This is a genomic window from Mesotoga sp. BH458_6_3_2_1 (assembly GCF_003664995.1).
Classification (GTDB): domain Bacteria; phylum Thermotogota; class Thermotogae; order Petrotogales; family Kosmotogaceae; genus Mesotoga.
Genome location: NZ_JFHL01000002.1, coordinates 121545 through 140152, shown reverse-complemented (window position 1 = coordinate 140152; position 18608 = coordinate 121545). Strand labels below are relative to the sequence as shown.

The following is an 18608-nucleotide window of genomic DNA, read 5'->3' as shown; positions in this document are numbered from 1 at the left end:
GAGGAGGTAATGAGGTGCTGAAATATATAGTTAGAAGGCTGATTCTGGCAATTCCAGTTCTGCTCGGAGTCTCTATACTGGCCTTCATGATTATATCCGCTGCCCCTGGTGATTTCTTGGATGCCTATAGGTTAAACCCTTCTATTTCGAGAGATCAAATAAAGGTTCTTGAGAATCAATTTGGCCTTGATCAGAATGTCTTCGTGCAGTATTTCAAGTGGTTGGGCAATGTTCTTACAGGCAACTTTGGATACTCCTTTAGTTACAGGATCCCGGTTTTTGAACTGGTTTGGAGAAGACTTGGAGCTACGCTATTACTCAGCATAAGCACATTGATTTTCACTTGGGGAATAGGTATTCCTCTTGGTATTTATTCAGCCCTTCATCAATACTCGCCCAGTGATCAGGCTTTTTCCTTCCTTGCATTCATTGGAATTTCTATTCCAAATTTCTTTTTTGCACTGCTCTGGCTATTTATGGCCGCCAAAACGGGGTGGTTCCCAATTGGGGGAATTATCTCTCAAAACTTTAACGATATGAATGTCATGGGAAAGATCGGAGATTATCTCTGGCACGTGGTTGGACCTATGGTTACACTGGGAACTTCTGGACTGGCCGGCCTTATGAGACAGATGCGAGGTCAACTGCTCGATCAGTTGAGACAGGATTATGTTCTCTTTGCCAGGGCAAAGGGTATGCCAGAAAAGAATGTGATCTATAAACATGCCGTTCGAAATGCGATCAATCCTATTGTAACGATGTTCGGATATGCTCTTTCCGGCTTGCTCGGAGGTGCAGTTCTAACAGAGACCGTTTTTGGATGGCCCGGAATGGGAAGACTGGTTATCGAAGCCCTGAATGCTCAGGATTTGTTCCTTGTCATGGCCACATTGCTTCTTTCTGCTGTCCTTCTGGTAATCGGCAATCTTCTGGCTGATCTTCTGCTTGCCTGGGTCGATCCCAGAATTCGGTATAGACTGAGCTGAGGGGTGTGACATGAAGAAGAAAACAATCATAGATAACAATACATTACAGAGTCAGGAAGTCAGCAAAGAAGACCTCTTTGAAGTAAAGTACATGAGCCGTTGGCAGCTGGTCTGGAGGGCACTTAGAAAACATAAGCTCGGAATGGTTTCTCTCTGGATTCTAATTATCATGTACATAATCGCATTACTGGCTGATTTTCTTTCACCCAATAGCCCTTATGAACAAACTCAGGGATTGTCTTTTGCACCGCCTTCAAGAGTTCATTGGACTGACGAGAGCGGCAAGCTCACTGCTCCTTACATTTACGCCTGGGTAATGGAAAGAGACCCCGAGACGTATAGAACAACATTTGTTGAAGGTGTTTCTATAGGCTCAATTTCTGCCTTAGATAGATCAACCGGAGAGGAGATTCTTTTCAGACAGGGCGAAGATGGCGTCCTCGATATATTCCTGACAATAAAGACTGTCAGATACGCTCTCGACGCAGAAGGCAATAGGGCAAATCTAGGTCAACCCGATTACTCGATCATCCAGAATATCAAACTGAATGAACTTGAGCTTTTCGAAAGACAACTAGTTACTGAGACTACAAATAGAACCACGATAGATTCCCTGAGTCCGAGCAGGTTCAGGGAACTTCAGAGGATTGGCCCGCCTGTGAAAGTGGTAACTGAACGATCCCTCCACAGGGTTTTTGCGCAAAAGGAAGATGAAATCAAGGATATTGTTCTGGAAGCGATCAGCATATACAATGAAGTGATCGATGTCGATGGCGGAGATGTTAAACTTGCAACTGAGTTCCTTGCGGAACTTGAGATCTCACCTAATTTACTTGGTGTGATTGTTGAACCGGAAATAAGAGAATATGAAACGGTGAAGTATCCAATCAAGTTCTTCGCGAAGTCCTGGGAATACAAATTGTTGTGGCTGTTCCCGACTAACATACATCTCTTTGGTACGGATCAACCGTCCAAGCTACTTCTGTTCGGTGCCGATAGATATGGTAGGGACGTTTTTTCGAGAATTCTGGCAGGTTCGAGAATCTCAATGAGCATCGGACTACTTGCTATCCTGATCACCTTCTCTCTAGGTCTTTCAATTGGAGGTGCTGCAGGATACTTCGGCGGTATTACAGATGAAATACTTATGAGGGTCACTGAGGTTCTGATGTCTATACCGAGTTTCTACCTGTTGATCTCGCTGAGAGCTGTTTTGCCGACGAGTATTCCCTCGCATATGACTTATCTCTTGATAGTTGTCATCCTAAGTTTCATTGGGTGGCCGGGAATGTCGAGGGTTATCCGAGGAATGGTTCTAGGCCTGAAAGAGACCGAGTTTGTGCAGGCAGCTGTAGCCATGGGTTATCCGTCAACCCGTGTGATTCTCAGACATATAATTCCAAACACTGCAACCTACATAATTGTTGCGGCCACTCTTTCGATCCCCGGATACATTCTAGGTGAAGCTGGATTGAGCTTTTTGGGTCTCGGGATAACTGAGCCATCAGCAAGTTGGGGACTTATGCTATCGCAGGCGCAGAGTATAAAGGCAATGACTGAAGCTCCTTGGCTACTAATACCGGGAATCTTCATATTCATTGTGGTAATGGGATTTAACCTTCTTGGCGATGCGCTGAGAGATGCTCTCGATCCCAGATCTCTAGGCTACTAACTATAGAGCTAGTATATAGATTGTGTTGAGCGGGTCATTCGACCCGCTTATCTATTGAGTTGAGAATTGTATTGCTAACGTTTTCTATTCAGGAGAGAAAATGCAAAGAAGATCCCATCTCTGAAAGAGAAAGTTAGGGAGTTATTGTATCTGTTCCGAATTAGGCTTCCGTTATTCTCTTCAATATCTTGCAATTTTGTAGCTGAACACACTCTCTACCATCCTCGCCCCCGTATTTTCAAGCAAGAAGGATGACTTGCGAGGCAAAAATGAGGGGAAAGGTAGTAGACAGAGAAACTGAAAGGATCACAAAATGTAAGCATACAAGTTTCAAAATTCTGCCGTGGAATAAAGCTTACTATTTTGCTTCCCACACTTTTCCCCTTAAGGGAATCATCTCTCTTCACTGAACGTTGCCAGTGTCAGTTTATTGCTCCAGGCTTATACTACTCCCAGATGCTTGCGTACATTGCGATTATTACAAGAACAGCACGAGAACTTTCTTTAGATCCCTTGAGAGACCAGCTCACAGTCAAATCTCTCATCTAGAATATTAGACAGGCATCAACAAATGTCCCTGTCCAATCAACACTATAACGGTCAACCCAACTGAATAGCTCATTCAGTCACAAGCCTCTGTCAATCTACTCTTCTTCTTTGTCTCCTGATACCATTATCATCAGGACAATCAGTGCGGCCATGACAAAGACGATTATTCCTGGCAGCAAATACCCAATGATAGTAAACATCATCGAAGAAGGTATATAGTCCCTCAAAGGGATTAGCCACCAGGTGAAACCACCTGCTAGGCTTTCACGAATGTAGAGAACTAAAGAGCCGGCAAGCAATAGTTCTTCAAATATTGGAAGGGCAATCCTCTTTGCCAATGCACAGTACTGAAGAAAGAATCCGGTTATGAACAACGCAATTGGAAAGAGAAAGTCCATAATCTCCATATCGATACTCTTTCCTTCTAGTAAGGAGTTCACAACTTCTCCCCCGCCAAACAAAAGGGCTATTACCACTGCAATGATCATTAAGAGATTACCAAGAAATATGTATATTCCCCTCATGCTCTCACCTCAAAAAAAACCGGCCCAAGAGGGCCGGCTCATATACTAACTGAATCAGAATGTTTTGGAGAAGTAGAGTCCAACTGACCAGTCAACTGCGGGGAGAATATCAACGTTCGCCCTGAAAGTAATGAGATCAAGTACTGGGAAGCTCAGGTTCACGTTGAGCGCAGATGCAGAGTCCTTAATGTAGTATCCGCCGCTAGCACCGATAGTCGGCTTGAATCCGCCCATCTCAAGTGACAAACCAGCTTCTGCGTAGGCCGATATATTAGTCCAGTCGGCAAGAACGTCTGTAAGGATTTTGTAACCAAACCCTGTTTTGTGCGCATCGTCCTTAGTCCTGAAATCACCAGAACCGACGAAGACATCGAGACTAACAGGACCTGCTGCCCAACCGAGAGACTTGACCAGGAAGCCAAGCTCCATCGTCTGTGCCGGAGTTGCGAAGTCGTAGTTATACACAAACTTGACTCCTGCATAGCCGATTCCTTCCTTGGAAATGACGGGCTGTATCCATGCACCAAGTGCATTCGCAGCGATGTCGTATTCTACGTTTGCATCAATAGCAAGAACACCAATTGCGTATCCAACGTTTAGACCGACCCACTGACCGAGAGTATCTGAGTATCTCGCGTATGGGTTCAGAGTCAGAAGACCCACTTCAAGAACATAATCGACATCGACTACGTAATTGAAGACAGGAGTTCCCGTGAGGTCACTCGCACTGACGCCACCCTTAATCGTTAGACCCTTGAAAGGTACCAGAGCTGCCTCAAGAATTATATCGCCACTCCACTTAAGAGCATTAAGCCCGGTCTGCGCAGAGAAGGAGAAAATATCCCATGCTCCCCTCAATGCAATCCTGTCACTCGCGCCAAGTAGATCAGGTTCCTGGGTGGCAACCTGAAGGCCGAGTTCCTTTAGATTCAGAACAAAAGTGATTCCCTTTGTCTTGCCGTAATACGAGAACCAGTTAAGACCCTTGCCACTGTCATAGGCAAAAGACTTTGCCTTGAACCAGCTGGCGGCGGCCTTGTCATTCTCGACCGTGAAAGAGTTGAGAGCTACTTTTCCATCAGCCAGGTCAATGTCTAAGCTAAATGTCAGACCATCAACATCTGCAGACGCTCCGAAACCGATTCCCTTAAGAGTGAAGTCCAGATTTGTGTCCAGACCGTTCTTATCGAGCTCTACATGCCCCCACAGTGTTCCTTTCAAGTAGGGATTCAGAGTTACTGTAGCAGAGAAAGCAACCGAGATGGCCAGAAGTACCACTAAGATTCCAACAAGCTTCTTCATGCACACTTACCCCCTTTATAAGAGTGTTTTTGGTTTTTGGTGATGCGCATAACGTAAATATACCACATTTCATGTAACAAAAGCAAACACATGCGTTGCTAAGTTGCACAGAGAGATCATTTCAGGATTAACCCTACGGCTCCAAATGCTAGTGCTACAAAAGAGAGAATTATGGCTGCATTTGTATTGATTATGTTCTGCTTCTGTGTGTCTTCCAGAGCCGATATCTTGCTTTCCAAGGCCACGTCATTCTCTTCAAGCGCAGAGATCCTCGTTTCTGCAGCTGCAAGAGCAGTCTTGTCTGCCTTGTTCCTGTCGAGCTTGAACATCTGAATCGCCATTGTGTTGGTAATACTCTTCAAGCTGTCAACTTCTTCCTCTAGGACTCCGACTTTTCCCTCAAGAGAAGCTGTTCTGCCTTCAATAGAAGCGATCATATCGGCATGTTCGTCAAGAACCGCAATGTTAGCATCGATTTGATCGAATGCGACTTCCAACATTTCGTAATTGCCAGCGACTTCATTTTTCACCATAATGACTTCGTCAGCTAGAACATTGATCTCTGCTTTCAATTTCTCTTCGGTCAGTCCAAGCTTCGTGTAAAGGAAGTTCATTTTGGCAGCCAGCTGATCAGGAGTCACATAGTTCAGCTCAGAGATTCTCTTATTAGCAGAAATTACGGCATTGCTCAACATCCTAGATAGAACTTCAAGATCGGTGACTCTCCCTTTCAGAGTATCTACGTCACCGGACGAAGCCTTTGCCGAAAGCTCTGTCTTCAATTCAGAAAGCTGGTTGTCCAGAGAATCAAGTCTCGCAATGTTCAGGTCAACCTGATCAAATAGAACTTCCATGGTCTCGTCAATCCCAAATAGAGCTACTTCAATCTCTTCAATTTCAGTGTCATAGTACTTGACTTCGGGCATCTTGGCAATGCTGTCCTGGATCATGAGGATCCTTGTGTACATAAGAGAAAGCTTGTCATTTAACTCCTCATTGGTCACATAAGGCTCAAGATCAGGCATTTCGCCCGACAGCTTTGCCTCAAGATCGGCTAGATCAGCCTTAGTGGCCATCCCTCTCCTAAGTGCGAATAGATCAGCAGTCAAACTGTTCATAACATTCTCAGAAACACCGAGTCTCGAACTAAGCGCTGCAACCTCATCATTCTGTTCGTTCTCATCCTTCTTAAGGTTGGCAATGGCCTGTCCTAGAAGTTTGACGGTTACTTCAAGATCGGTTGCCCTGTTCTTGAGAGATTCGATGTCCGATGGAACTCCACTCATTGCGCTTAGCTTTTCGTTAATGAGCCAAATTCCATCATTCGCGCTGACCGCTTCCGCGGAGAGTCTGTCGATCTCATCATAAAGGAATGCGATCGCGTCATCGAAGGTTTTCAACGACACGAAGTCTCCAGACATTCCATTTTGTTTCAGAGATGCGACCGTTGCTTCGAGTGCCCTCAGTTCCGCCGTTAAATCAACCAAATTCTTCTTGTTGTCAGAGATCTCCAAGGAAAGTCCTGCAACTTTCTTAGTGAGCGAAAAGACTACTTCTTGGAGCTTAGCATCCCCGGCATCAGAATAATCCATAAACCTGGCAAGAGTCATAGCCAGTTGGTAACGAGTAACATCTTCACTACCTCTGAATGTGCCATCGGGGAAACCAATGAACAATCCACCGGCTGTCGTCTTAATAACGCTATCGTAGGCCCAGTGATACTCTGACAAATCGCTGTACTCAACACCCAAGACCAGGCTCGCGAAGGTAACAACGACTAGCGCCAGTATAGAAAGCTTCTTCATGGATCCTACCCCCTTTCAAAATGTTGTCATTTTCTACGCAGACTACGAGTTTATTATACAGTAAAAATACGTCAATATTCAAGAGTATTCAGCACTTGACAAGGCGATAGAAACGCTTTTTTCCGATTCTAAGAACATCTCCATCGGAAACATCGAGAACGGAATGAATATCATCGAGAACTTCGTCATTCACTCTCACTCCGCCCTGATCTATCAACCTTCTTGCTTCACTTCTTGATGAAATATTAGCATGAGAGACGAGAAGATCGACAATTGAAATACTCTCTGCCGGAAGTTTTATTTCCGGCATCTCTTCAGGAAGCTCTTTGTTTCTGAATATATTTACGAATTCTCTTTCAGCATTCAGCGCTATCTCTCTCCCATAGAACTGGGACGTGATCTCAACACCTAGTGCCAATTTTATATCTCGCGGATTAACTGCCTTATTCAGAAGTTCTCTGTCATATTCAGCAAGTTCGGCATCACTCTTATTGGTAAGCAATCTGAAATACTTCATCATCAAAGAATCTGGTATGGACATTACCTTTCCAAACATATCCCTCGGGGAGTCCTCGAAAGCTATGTAGTTGTCGTAGCTCTTTGACATCTTCAGTTTCCCGTCAGTGCCTTCAATGAGAGGGACGGTGAGAATCGCCTGAGCCTCAAGTCCGTACTCCTCTTGAATCTTTCTGCCCACCACAAGATTGAAGAACTGATCATCGCCGCCAATTTCCACATCTGCCTTAACCACGACGGAATCGTAAGCCTGAGCAAGAGGGTAAAGAAACTCAGATACACCTATTGGTTCGTTTTCCGAGTATCTCCTTGCGAAGTCGTGTCTCTCCAACATCCTTGCGACAGTGTACTTGGAAGAAAGTCGTATCACATCTTCAAAACTCATAGCATCCAGCCATTCGGAATTAAATCGGATTTCAGTAAGATCTCTGTTTAGAATCTTGAAAGCCTGATTGCTATAGGATTCGGCATTCGCTTTGGCCTCCTCCCTGGAAAGCATGGGTCTTGTCTTTGATCTCCCTGAAGGATCACCAATTCTAGCTGTGAAATCGCCAATAATGAGAACCACTTGATGACCAAACTCCTGGAAAAGCCGAAGTTTCCTCAATACTACAGCGTGACCCAAATGAAGATCTGGTCTGGACGGATCCACACCAAGCTTAACCCTTAAAGAACACTTTTTCTTAAGCTTCTCAAGAAGCTCTTCCTCTGAGATTAGCGAAACATGATTCTTAGAAAGCTCCTTTAGCTGTTCCTCAGGCCCCACCAAATCTACCACCTTAAGCGCCAAATGCTCTGGAAATCACAAATGCAATAAGAATGCTGTTCACCATGAATCCAATAGCAAGACCTAATGTGATCTTTCCCATGGTATCCAGCCCTTTCTTTCTTCCAAACATGGTGTGAGAAGCACCGCCTCCAAGAGCTCCACCAAGCTCGGCTGATTTCGACATCTGGAGCATTACAGCAATTCCAAGCCCTACACTTATTGCAATGTGTAGAGAAATAAGTACGTAAGCAAGAACAACCATCAAAAAATACCTCCTGTATCTTCTATCGCTCTTCTGGTATTATACAATATGTGCGGGTTTGTAGCAAATGAGAAGCAGAAGGTAGTTGGTGATTCTTTGAAAGACAAGACGGTCTTGGTTTATCTTCCATTGAAACCGGAAATCGCGAAGGCAAACAATCTCCCAGTGAAGCTGCCTGTCCTGGTTGAAGATATGAAGTACATAACAGACAGGGACAGAATTGATCTCGATGTAATCATTAGGGGACTCGAAGCCCAGAATAGGATCGAGCAGAATGACTATTACGAATCGTACCTTCTTTACTATTACTTTGAAGCCTTTAAGAGAGCCTTAAATTCAGGCAATCTTGAAGAAGCAGGTCAATTTCTCGAGAAGACAGCCAGAGTTAAAAAAGATTACAGATATCACTTTTATCTCGGCCTGTTGCTTAGAGAGGAAGAGAAAATTGAGCTGTCGGAGATTGAGCTCAAGAAGTCGGTCGAGATGAACGAAGAGTTCTACATCGGGCACTACGAACTTGGAAGGCTTCTACAGATTCAGGAGGAGTACGAAGATGCAGTTTCCTCTTACATGAAGTCTATTGAGAAGTCCGGAGGTCAGTTCTCACTTCCCCTGGTCGCCACGATTGACTGCTTCATTTCTAAGGGTGAGTATGAAACAGCGCTGGAGATAATTGAAAGAGTGAAGAAGGGATTTCCTCTTTTCGCGGATGTGCTTCTAAGAAAGGGCGTAGTACTTAACGAAATTCAGAAGTATTCTCTTGCCGAGGAGGCTTTCACCGATTGCATCGGCCTAGCGAATGACTGGAAAAGCTTCTATAATCGCGCTTATTCAAGGGCGAGGCAGGGAAAGCTTTTCGCAGCCCTTGAGGACTTGAGAACTGCTTATGATCTCAGCAGGAATACGGAAATTCTATACGAAATGGCGATAGCAGAGAAGAACATCGGAATGCTTGAAGATTCACTTTCTCACTGCGAAAGCTACTACAGCAATACAAAGGACGAGAAGGCTCTCGTGTTGAGGGCCAGAATTCTTGACATGATGGGCGAATACGACACGGCTCTCGAGACCCTTGATGATACACTCCTTGAGTTAAGAAATTCAATACTGCTGCACAAGTCTATGGCAGAGGGTGAGATTGCATGCAATCTCAGCTTTCAAGATGCGATCAGTGAGTCTTTCTACAGTTATCTGATGAAGAATTATCGAGATTCACGGTTAACTGAACCCAGTTTCCTGGAATCGGGAGAAATCAACGTTGAAAATCTGATGGCCTTTCTTTCGGATGCGAATGATGAAAACATAATCCGAAGAGTCTCAGACTTCTTTGAAGGAATGATTCCACGAGAAACTAGGGAAATCACGTTGTCCGAGGTCGGCCTCTTTACCGAGATGATTTCTCATCTAGATTTTCTTCCTTCCCAGCAAGATTACCTTTCATACCTCATGGCTTTCATAGTTTCAGGCAACGGAAGAACCACCGCAATATTCAGAACACTGGTTTATCTGCTGAGATGGGCTTTGTCCGAATTTCCTTTCAGGATAGAGTTGTTTGTCGACGAGTACCTTGAGGAACTAAAGGATCTTGATTTCGATTTCGCACTGAAAATCGCAAAACTGATTGAGTATGGTGGGACCGACATTGATACCCTTCAAGAGGAGGCTCGCACCGACCCTGAAGATGTCACGCTTGCGATTATAAATGCACTGGATAAGGGAACCATCAGCGATTTGAAGATCCAAGACGAATCGCTTAACAGGTACATAATCAGACTTTCTGGAATAGGAGGAAAATGATGGACAATATTGATCAATTGCTAAAGAGGTTCTTTAATGCACTCGAGCAGCATACTGCCGATGGAATTGATGAAGAGACGATCGCCCAGATACTTCATAAAGAGTTTGACGGTTCAGAGAGAGAAATGCTTATTACCGTACTTGATTCTCTATTCGGAGAGGTTACGAAAATGGCGGAGAACCCGAAGGACTACTTCTTCAGCAATGAGCAAGAAAAACTCGACAAGTATCTGGAGGAAAAGGATAGAAAGGTTGATCATACAGACTAAATTGGTGTATAATCAACCTGTAGGGTTACTTCAGCGCAGAGTATAGCCGGTGTTATGCACCGGTCTTTTTTTGCTGTTCAGAAATTAGAACTTTCGCAGTTGTTTTCCATGAAGGATTGCACACTTCAATCTCTCAAAAAAGTCAGCATCAACGATTTTTGACCCATCATACTCTCACCACGTCTCATTTTCTCGAAATTACAATTGTCGCACCGGCTTTTTCAAGAGATTTACCTTCTAGAATCTCCGTCATAACTGCCGCATATACCTCGCTTATCGCGCAGCTTTCGCCCTCAAATCCCATAGAATTAACAATTCCTCTTCCAATAATCAGATAATTAGTAATCGAATCTCCACAAGAAGTGTTCGAGCCCTAGACTGTGTAATTAGAGTCCTCTGGACGTCCTCGATGCGTATTGTTCATGAAGTGATACATTATGAAGTCGGAATATTGTTGCTCGCAGTTCATAAGAACCACCTTTCTACTTTGCAAATCCCTTCTATAAGTCTTTCAACATCTTCAACCGTATTGCACAAGTAGAGTGACTCTCTACAAGCCGAAGTAATGCCAAGTGCATCCATCTGAAGTTGAACACAATGATGACCGCTCCTGATGCAACTGCCTGAGTTCTTTCAAGGAATTCGGCCAGATCGTGAGAGTGTGTTTTCTTGTGATAAAATAGCAAAATCGCAGACTATCTGGTGAACTGTAAACAGTAACATCGGAGATCTCTTCTTTCTTCTCTCTAGCGATTTATGCAAGATGGGAAACGCACTCGTGTGTCGCGGGCACACCGACCTTGTTCAGGTATCGGCGGGCCGATGCAAGTGAAACGGCACCGGAAATGTTCTGTATTACGCCCTCCTCGACAATTGCCCCTTGGTATTCAAGTTGTACGTTTTCTTGGATCGGTTCTGAATCGTAGAATACCTGACCTTCGCATCTTTTAGAGCAAAGATTTCTACCATGCCAACATGAAGATTGAGATCGTTGAATCTCGTAGCAGAACAGCCTTCTATGAACTGTAGATCTGAACCTTAATCTGCAATGATCAACGTGTGCTCAAATTGACCGCTGCTTTCCTCGTTCATTCTAGAATGTACCTGAAGAGGAAGGGGGACTTTGACTCCTTTGGGTACATAAACGAATAAACCGCCTCTCCTAGAATCCTCTTCCGCTTATAAAACGGTACTTAGTATCTGAAAGGAATTCAAACTCAGTACTGTCTAGGAAAACTTCTTCTCGTATGATCCGGCCCCCTTGAGTGAGCCAAAGGTCCCTTCATATCCCTTCAATTCAACTTCTCTAGCAAGTTCCTTTCCTCCGCTCATTGCTATCGATCCATCGATCAAGACGTGAATATGGTTGGGCTCAACATGCTCAAGAAGCCTCTGATAGTGTGTGATTAGTAAAACTGAAGTTTCTGGATTTCTGAATCCGTTTATTGACAACGCTGTGCTTTTCATAGCGTCGACATCCAGCCCGGAATCTATTTCGTCAAGAACCGCAAACCTTTGCTCAATTAAGTTCTTCTTAACCATCTCGAATTTTTTCTTCTCCCCTCCGGAAAAGCCTACGTTCAAATATCTATTAATTCACTTTCGAGACCAAGTTCAAGAGATAGTTTGTCGATTTCTTTGCTCATTTTCAGTAATGGCTCCCGGCTGCCGGTCCTTTGAGAGACTAATATGAGAAGGCTCCTGAGTCTGATCCTTGGAATTTCCTGAAGATGCTGAAAGGTATGCACATTCCCATTCGAGCTCTTTCGTCTACAGCCCATCCAGCTGTGTTCTTATTCATGAATTTCACAGTACCACTAGTAACTCTGTATTTGGGGTTTCCCTTCAGCACATTTGCTAGAGCTGATTTACCGCTACCATTGGGTCCGATGATAACTTGCAACTCTCAGTTTCCTATTTTGAGGCTCAAGCCCTTCAATATCTTTACGTTATCTTCCGCCAAAACTGCATGCAAGCTTCTAGCTTCTAGAAGCGTCAATTCATCACTCCAAACCCGGAATTTATTTTCTGGGTTCTAACATAATACCGACAATTATTGCCGATAATCGTCACCTGTAAGTGAGATACCGTTTCTAAGGATATATAATTGGAGAAATTAAGGTATGGAGGTGCTTCGTGCTCTATGTAGTCTTTATTGGTTTCCTCATGGGTCTTGCCAATCTCATTCCAGGCGTTAGCGGTGGAACTATTGCTCTACTGGGGGGGCTATATGAACGTTTTGTAGGTTCTATATCGATGCTTACAGCTCTCAAGATTCGTAGAGAAGAGATTCTCTTCTTGATAGAGCTTGTCATCGGTATCGTTACAGGAATCTTTGGGTTCTCAGCTCTTATTGATCTTTCTCTTTCAACCGTCCCTTCACTTATGTACGGGATATTCTCAGGACTTGTGATAGGAGGCATTCCAGTAGTTTTCAAACGAATCGAGAAACTAGGCATCAGCGCATTACTTTCGATGGCAGTGGGAGCCTCGGTTGTTATTCTTATATCACTCCTAAGTCCCAGTGCTGGAGGCGTTTCACTCACCGACCACGGCGCAATTAGTCTGATCTATGATACAGTCGCTGGCTTCTTCGGGGCTTCAGCTATGGTACTTCCAGGGCTTAGCGGAGCATTTATTCTTCTGATTATGGGAGAGTACGCCAGGGCCATCTCCGCAATCAAGAGCTTCGACCTGGTCATCATTGCTTTCATTGGGGTAGGTGTGATCCTGGGAGTGTTATTCGTAAGCAGACTTCTTAGATACTTGATGAAGAAGTTTCGCAGTGAGACTTTTGCCTTCCTTCTCGGCCTAATGATAGGTTCAATACCCGATCTAATCACTAGACCGGGAAAGAATACTGATCTCACATTAATTGTTTCAGGAGTCATTTTGGGCGTTCTTGTTTCTTATCTTCTCGCCTTACTTGAAAAAAGAAACAAGATTCAAGTCTAGCTATTTACTATGATTGATTGCAACCCTCTGAAGACGTTTATCGTTGTCGAGCAACTCGCCAATTCCTTTGACGACGCATGTCCTTGGGTCCTCGGAAACTATCGTCTTTATACCGGTTTCTTGAATGATTAGATCCGGCAAACCTCTTATCAGGGAACCTCCACCGGTAAGTACAATGCCAGTGTCCATAATGTCTGCAGCGATTTCCGGAGGTGTGTCTTCTAGAATCTGGCGAAGATTTAGCACGATGTCCTGAAGTATCTGTGAAATTGCCTCATGAACATCGTCAGAGGTGATTCTGATATTCCCTGGAAGGCCGTTCAGCGCATCTCTTCCTCGAACCTCAAGTTCGTAGCTCTCCAGTGTCGGGAAAGCCTTTCCAATCTTGATTTTCACATCTTCGGCGGTCGAGCTTCCAATAAGGAACTTGTATTTACGCTTCACAAATTTGATTATTGCATCGTCCATCGCATCTCCCGCAATTCTTAGAGAACGAGAAACCACTATTCCTCCAAGGCTTATTACAGCTATATCGGAGGTCCCTCCCCCGATATCTACTACCATATTTCCTACAGAATCGAATATATGAAGTCCGGCTCCTACAGCAGCCACAACGGGTTCAAGTACCAGATATACTCTGCTTGCTCCCGCAGCCGTGGTAGCCTCAATGACTGCTCTCCTCTCTACACTGGTAACCTTGGCCGGAACCCCTACGACAACTGCGGGTCGAGAGAGTGAGAATTTCGTGCGAGTTCTCTTGACCAGCTCTTTCAGAGCCTGTTCAATTATCTGATAATCGGCAATAACCCCGTCTCGAATAGGTCTGACGGCCTTGATATCTTTTGGGGTCTTCCCAATCATTTCCTTAGCTTCAGACCCTATTGCAATTATCTTCCCGGACTTCACTTCAACGGCGATGACCGAAGGTTCATCTATGACAATATCTTTGCCTTTCTGGAAGACCAAAAGTGAAGCAGTTCCCAAATCGATGCCAAGATCGCCCTTTTTCATAAATAACCTCCCGTGTGACATAAATGGCGTGCTCGGTGGGATTTGAACCCACAGTCTCTGGATCCGGAGTCCAGCGCTCTATCCGTTGAGCCACGAGCACTCAATAACCTGCGGTCCTCTTGAATTCAAATGAACCATCCCATCGAGCGCTTCACCACAAGCGATTACTATTATATCGTAAGTTGAAAAGTCTATGTCGTCAATGAGGTTTACTGGCTTCAATCCTTTCCTGAAGAATGAAAGGAAGACCTGTGGGTCTTCAACAAACACCCCTGGCTTTTTCTCCAGTGAGTCTATTCCCTTTATCAGTCCAGATTTCGGTTTGAAAAACAACACTCTGCTACCTGACGGAAGTTCTGGCAAATTCCGGCATACACTTCTATTGTTGTGTACTTCCCATTTAACAGCCTTCCCGGAGGACTCATTCCTGAGAATCTGCATTGCGCTGAAAACATCCCTTACCTTCGCGAACTCTATCCCAATCTCAACGGACATTTTTCTTGCACTTTCAGTTGTAAGGGTTTCATCAACCAGCAGTACATTTCCAGGAAACATCTTCTTCACTTTCTCGGCAAATGAGACTGCTCTCATAGTCGATTCACTGTATCTGCCCGACATTGAAATCGGCAGACCAACAACAACTGTCTCGATTCTTTTCTCTTTCAAGATTTCAAGGAGAGATTTTCGGTAGCCGGCGTGATCTATCGAATATAGAGGGATCTCCACTCCCTCTATCTGCAAGGCAAGTCCTATTCTTGATGTACCAAAGTCAATTCCAAGTTTTATCATAGAAGGACCTTACCGGATTATCAACGAAGTAACTTGTGAGCAAGACCTCAATTTCTGCCTCCAAAAGGAGTTCTGAAATTACATCAAGGTCTCTCGAGGCGACCGCAATGGAAAGAGAACATCCCGTGAATAGATTGGGTGGCGTCGGAAAAATCTTTGCCTGCAAACCGCCACTTCTAAGCAGTGACAAAGCTTCAAGGATGTCTTTTTTCGAAACCGTGACCAAAGCATCCAGTTGCCGAGTGTCAACCAACTTTCAGCACCTCTTCTGCATTTGTAAGACTCCTTAGCAAGCCTCTTGTGGTCATGGTTGAGAGTTTGGTTGCAAACCATCTGGTCATTCTCTTCTCAGCAACTCCCTCTCTGTATCTCAGGGTCTTCTTAACCTGAGAGGTATCAAGATCTGAGCTTGAGCTGCTATGCCATACGCCACTTTCTATGCTTAGCAGATTCATCTCCTCCAACATTGACAGAAAGACTTTCGAAATCCCGTCTTCAAAGCTGAGCGCCTTTCTTATATCTCTTTCTGAAGCCGGCAGAACATCCTTCAAATCCTGATAGACAGCTTCCAGTTCTTCAACGGTGGGAAACAGCCTGTCCATTTCACTTGTATTGGAAATAAGATCTGCCTTATTGAAAGACAAATTCAGAAACAGCTCAGAATCCTCGCCAGGTCTGGTTGATACGGAATCAATGACCTCGAGGAAATTTCTTGGCGCGCTGTAGAATACAATATTCGAGTTGCCCAAGGTGACACCCAGGCCATCGCTCGAAGGAGTCGTTATCAGAACTCTTATCTTCTGTCTCTCAACTAGCGAATAGATGACAGATCTCTGAAAATCCTTAAGAAGATAATTGTAAAAGATCAGCTCACCGTTCTGAAGAGCATGAGAGAGCCTAGAACCCATCGATTTTGCGAGAGTTACCGTTTTGTGCGGAGAATCAACGATAACAGCAACGTTCTCTCCATGTCCAACTATTGACATAACTTGCTCAACTTTTTTTCTGGAGCCACGGTTGTCGATTATGCCCACTCTCTTTATGGGACTGGGTTTGTATATATTGGATATCCTCCTGTCCGAGAGAAAATCCTTCAAATCGTCATAGAAGACGCTTCCCGCGAAACCGGAAATACTAAGCACCTTGTCGACGTTTTTGAGAAATGCTTCAAGATCAGGGTGATCTTTGAAGATACCTGAGAGGATATAGGTTGGTTCGTCAAAGATTATCTCGCCGGCGATCTCGGAAATTTCCTTGAATCTCTCGACAAAGAACGGTAGCGTAACAAATACCACAGGTTCATCCAGCCTACCACGGTAAAGAGAGTTTGCAAAGACTGGCTTTATCGAATCTAAATAATGCTGCAGCGAATAATAAGTGTGTGCCAAGGTACCGTTGATGGCCGATACTATGAAGGTTTTCTTTCCCTGCTGATAGTTCTTCAAAATCTTGAGAGCCAGGAAGGGATTCTTTATTCTGATATTGCCGAACACTCCCCAAGGATTTCTGGTGCTGATATCCAAGAATTCCGGACACTTGTGAGACAGCTTCTTCTCTAGTTCGCCAATTAGTGACGATACATCTGTCTTGCCTTGTGAACCAGGCTGCTGATTCTTCCAGTCTCTAATGAACTCAAAAACGAAATTCTTGTCTCTAACTTCCTCTTCAAATACCGGATCTATGTATAATTTCGCGTCTGAAAGTGAAAGCTTAACACTTTGAAGTCCGTAAAGACTGTCGCTCTTCACTGAGGCTATCGCATCAACCTTCAACAGATTCGGCTTCACGTACTTGAAGTCATCAAACATGGTGCCCATGTTATACCCGATTGCAAGAGTCTTCCTATCACCGCTGCGAAGAATTAGCTTCACATGGTCGCTGCTGCTGCCAAACATCTTCGCCTTCTCTATGTTGAGACCTTTAATCAAGAATCTCGGCTCGGGATTAGAGTGGCCAAAGGGTCTCAGAAGTTCGAGCTTATCAAGAATGCCTGACGTAATGGAATCAAGAGACAGAACATCATCGACATCGATCTTGAAAACAGGTTGTTTCTTTCCGTACAACCTTATATAAGCATCGTTTATCGCGGCTCTGAATTTTGATATGTTCTCTTTGTCAATGCTGAATCCAGCTGCCATTTCATGTCCACCAAACTCTCTAAGCAAATGAGAAACTTCATTCAACAGACTTATTATGCTTACTCCTGCAGGACTTCTGGCCGAACCTTTACCGTCTGAACCATTTGTGGCAATTAGGAAAACTGGTTTATTATGAATTGAAACAAGCCTTGAAGCCACTATTCCTAGTACTCCTAAGTGCCAGTTATCTCCATCGATTACTAGAGCAAAATCATCCTTGAAACTTGCAGTGTTTGCGAGATCCTTTTCAGTCTGATCAAAAATCTTTGCCTCTATAGTCTGTCGGTTCTGGTTGTGTTTCAGAAGACGGCTGGCAGTATTCATTGCCGAATCCATGTCTTCGCTTATGAGAAGCTCCAAGGCAACTATAGCGGAAGCCATTCTTCCCGCAGCATTAAGCTTCGGAGCGATCTTGAAAGCGATATCTTGCGCTGTAAGATTCTCAGCTGGAATTCTAAGATATGACAGAAGGGCCTTCAAACCAAGTAATGGACTGCTCTGGATCTTGGCAGTACCTTCCCTGACTATGTAGCGGTTCTCATCCCTGAGCGGGACTATATCGGCGATAGTTCCAAGCGCGACAATGTCCAGATAATCCTCCGGATCAATAGGGCAGTGAAGGGTCTCATTCAATGCCACCAGCAGTTTGAAGGCCACGCCAACCCCGGCAAGTCCCTTGAAAGGATAATCATCGTCCGGTCTCTTCGGATTGATTATGGCATCGGCAGGTGGGAGAACATCCTTAACTTCATGATGATCCGTGACAACAACATTGAAGCCTATCTCCTTTGCGTATGTTATCTCATCGAATGAAGTAACCCCGCAATCTACGGTTATTAGCAGGCTATGCCCCTGGTCTCTCAGGTCCTTGATTGCGTCCTTACTTAAACCGTATCCTTCTTCCAACCTCAGGGGGATGTAGTAGCTAACATCGAACCCCATTCTTTTCATTGCAAGATAAAGGAGCGCCGTACTGGTAACTCCATCAACGTCGTAATCACCAAAGATTACAATGCTCTCTTTTCTTTCTCTAGTTTCAATGATTGTCCGAACGGCTAGCGGCATATCTCGTAGAAGGAAGGAATCGTGGAGAACAGTTTTGTCAGGATTAAGAAACTTCATCGCCTCAACCTCATTATCGATTCCACGTGTCACTAATAACCTTGCTAGAAATTGATCAATACCCATGAATTCGACCAGTCTATTCACGGCCTCATCATCGGGCTTTAGGAGAAGCCACTCCTTTCTCATAAAGATCCACCCT

General features: G+C 44.4%; 17 protein-coding genes, 1 tRNA gene and 2 pseudogenes. 5 read left to right on the top strand and 15 right to left on the bottom strand.

What is annotated here, in order from left to right; genetic code table 11:
- The first annotated feature begins 14 nt into the window (after nt 1–14).
- Nucleotides 15–986 carry an ABC transporter permease gene (locus tag Y697_RS00980; protein WP_121549839.1) on the top strand — a complete coding sequence of 324 codons (972 nt, stop codon included), beginning with the start codon at nt 15–17 and terminating at the stop codon, nt 984–986.
- 10 nt (nt 987–996) lie between these two features.
- The gene (locus Y697_RS00975; RefSeq protein WP_121549838.1) at nt 997–2658 is read left to right on the top strand and encodes an ABC transporter permease; all 1662 of its coding nucleotides are present in this window, start codon (nt 997–999) and stop codon (nt 2656–2658) included.
- Nucleotides 2659–3302: 644 nt separating this feature from the next.
- Here Y697_RS00975 and Y697_RS00970 read toward each other — a convergent pair.
- The 5 genes from Y697_RS00970 to secG form a co-directional block, all read right to left on the bottom strand.
- A complete protein-coding gene (locus tag Y697_RS00970) occupies nt 3303–3731 on the bottom strand; it encodes a hypothetical protein (protein ID WP_121549837.1) in 429 nt (142 codons plus the stop codon).
- 54 nt (nt 3732–3785) lie between these two features.
- A complete protein-coding gene (locus tag Y697_RS00965; RefSeq protein WP_121549836.1) occupies nt 3786–5033 on the bottom strand; it encodes a hypothetical protein in 1248 nt (415 codons plus the stop codon).
- Nucleotides 5034–5149: 116 nt separating this feature from the next.
- A complete protein-coding gene (locus tag Y697_RS00960) occupies nt 5150–6838 on the bottom strand; it encodes an S-layer homology domain-containing protein (protein ID WP_121549835.1) in 1689 nt (562 codons plus the stop codon).
- 88 nt (nt 6839–6926) lie between these two features.
- Nucleotides 6927–8120 carry a tyrosine--tRNA ligase gene (gene tyrS, locus Y697_RS00955; protein ID WP_121549834.1) on the bottom strand — a complete coding sequence of 398 codons (1194 nt, stop codon included), beginning with the start codon at nt 8118–8120 and terminating at the stop codon, nt 6927–6929.
- Nucleotides 8121–8133: 13 nt separating this feature from the next.
- Nucleotides 8134–8385, bottom strand: a complete 252-nt coding sequence (gene secG, locus Y697_RS00950; protein WP_121549833.1) for a preprotein translocase subunit SecG — start codon at nt 8383–8385, stop codon at nt 8134–8136.
- A 48-nt stretch (nt 8386–8433) separates the two neighbouring features.
- Between secG and Y697_RS00945 the strand changes: the two genes are divergently transcribed.
- Nucleotides 8434–10182 (top strand): lipopolysaccharide assembly protein LapB, encoded by a 1749-nt coding sequence (locus tag Y697_RS00945; protein WP_259462248.1) that lies wholly within the window; start codon nt 8434–8436, stop codon nt 10180–10182.
- Nucleotides 10182–10451: a chromosome segregation protein SMC gene (locus tag Y697_RS00940; protein ID WP_121549832.1), complete on the top strand. Its 270-nt coding sequence runs from the start codon at nt 10182–10184 to the stop codon at nt 10449–10451. Before Y697_RS00945 ends, Y697_RS00940 begins: the two co-directional genes overlap by 1 nt.
- Before the next feature lie 184 nt (nt 10452–10635).
- Here Y697_RS00940 and Y697_RS00935 read toward each other — a convergent pair.
- From Y697_RS00935 to Y697_RS14880, 5 genes and pseudogenes are all read right to left on the bottom strand, one after another.
- Nucleotides 10636–10806, bottom strand: a pseudogene (locus Y697_RS00935) (iron-sulfur cluster assembly scaffold protein); the annotation flags it as partial.
- Between the two features lie 110 nt (nt 10807–10916).
- A complete protein-coding gene (locus Y697_RS15120; protein WP_366144357.1) occupies nt 10917–11033 on the bottom strand; it encodes a hypothetical protein in 117 nt (38 codons plus the stop codon).
- Nucleotides 11034–11286: 253 nt separating this feature from the next.
- Nucleotides 11287–11609: pseudogene (locus Y697_RS15115) on the bottom strand (SufD family Fe-S cluster assembly protein); the annotation flags it as partial.
- 69 nt (nt 11610–11678) lie between these two features.
- A complete protein-coding gene (locus Y697_RS14885) occupies nt 11679–11993 on the bottom strand; it encodes a hypothetical protein (RefSeq protein ID WP_259462247.1) in 315 nt (104 codons plus the stop codon).
- 142 nt (nt 11994–12135) lie between these two features.
- Complete coding sequence (locus tag Y697_RS14880) at nt 12136–12303, bottom strand: hypothetical protein (RefSeq protein ID WP_259462246.1); 168 nt, start codon at nt 12301–12303, stop codon at nt 12136–12138.
- Between the two features lie 284 nt (nt 12304–12587).
- On the opposite strand from Y697_RS14880, the gene Y697_RS00915 reads away from it, so the two are divergent.
- The gene (locus tag Y697_RS00915; protein WP_121549829.1) at nt 12588–13406 is read left to right on the top strand and encodes a DUF368 domain-containing protein; all 819 of its coding nucleotides are present in this window, start codon (nt 12588–12590) and stop codon (nt 13404–13406) included.
- On the opposite strand, the gene Y697_RS00910 is transcribed toward Y697_RS00915, so the two are convergent.
- The 5 genes from Y697_RS00910 to recJ all read right to left on the bottom strand — a co-directional run bounded on the left by Y697_RS00910 (nt 13407) and on the right by recJ (nt 18595).
- Entirely contained in the window at nt 13407–14417 is a 1011-nt protein-coding gene (locus tag Y697_RS00910) for a rod shape-determining protein (protein WP_121549828.1), read from the bottom strand.
- A gap of 24 nt (nt 14418–14441) precedes the next feature.
- Nucleotides 14442–14517: transfer RNA gene (locus Y697_RS00905), tRNA-Arg, on the bottom strand.
- Complete coding sequence (ruvX, locus tag Y697_RS00900) at nt 14496–15206, bottom strand: Holliday junction resolvase RuvX (protein WP_121549827.1); 711 nt, start codon at nt 15204–15206, stop codon at nt 14496–14498. The genes Y697_RS00905 and ruvX overlap by 22 nt, the downstream gene beginning before the upstream one ends.
- A complete protein-coding gene (locus Y697_RS00895) occupies nt 15187–15459 on the bottom strand; it encodes a DUF3343 domain-containing protein (protein WP_121549826.1) in 273 nt (90 codons plus the stop codon). Before Y697_RS00895 ends, ruvX begins: the two co-directional genes overlap by 20 nt.
- Entirely contained in the window at nt 15452–18595 is a 3144-nt protein-coding gene (gene recJ / locus Y697_RS00890; protein ID WP_121549825.1) for a single-stranded-DNA-specific exonuclease RecJ, read from the bottom strand. Before recJ ends, Y697_RS00895 begins: the two co-directional genes overlap by 8 nt.
- Nucleotides 18596–18608 lie beyond the last annotated feature (13 nt).

What these genes read in the sequence shown, in the direction of transcription:
- Y697_RS00975 (WP_121549838.1), top strand. Translation starts at nt 997, where the DNA reads ATGAAGAAGAAAACAATCATAGATAACAATACATTACAGAGTCAGGAA.
- Y697_RS00970 (WP_121549837.1), bottom strand. Translation starts at nt 3,731, where the DNA reads ATGAGGGGAATATACATATTTCTTGGTAATCTCTTAATGATCATTGCA.
- Y697_RS00965 (WP_121549836.1), bottom strand. Translation starts at nt 5,033, where the DNA reads ATGAAGAAGCTTGTTGGAATCTTAGTGGTACTTCTGGCCATCTCGGTT.
- Y697_RS00960 (WP_121549835.1), bottom strand. Translation starts at nt 6,838, where the DNA reads ATGAAGAAGCTTTCTATACTGGCGCTAGTCGTTGTTACCTTCGCGAGC.
- secG (WP_121549833.1), bottom strand. Translation starts at nt 8,385, where the DNA reads ATGGTTGTTCTTGCTTACGTACTTATTTCTCTACACATTGCAATAAGT.
- Y697_RS00945 (WP_259462248.1), top strand. Translation starts at nt 8,434, where the DNA reads ATGTGCGGGTTTGTAGCAAATGAGAAGCAGAAGGTAGTTGGTGATTCT.
- Y697_RS00940 (WP_121549832.1), top strand. Translation starts at nt 10,182, where the DNA reads ATGGACAATATTGATCAATTGCTAAAGAGGTTCTTTAATGCACTCGAG.
- Y697_RS15120 (WP_366144357.1), bottom strand. Translation starts at nt 11,033, where the DNA reads ATGGATGCACTTGGCATTACTTCGGCTTGTAGAGAGTCACTCTACTTG.
- Y697_RS14885 (WP_259462247.1), bottom strand. Translation starts at nt 11,993, where the DNA reads ATGGTTAAGAAGAACTTAATTGAGCAAAGGTTTGCGGTTCTTGACGAA.
- Y697_RS00910 (WP_121549828.1), bottom strand. Translation starts at nt 14,417, where the DNA reads ATGAAAAAGGGCGATCTTGGCATCGATTTGGGAACTGCTTCACTTTTG.
- ruvX (WP_121549827.1), bottom strand. Translation starts at nt 15,206, where the DNA reads ATGATAAAACTTGGAATTGACTTTGGTACATCAAGAATAGGACTTGCC.
- recJ (WP_121549825.1), bottom strand. Translation starts at nt 18,595, where the DNA reads ATGAGAAAGGAGTGGCTTCTCCTAAAGCCCGATGATGAGGCCGTGAAT.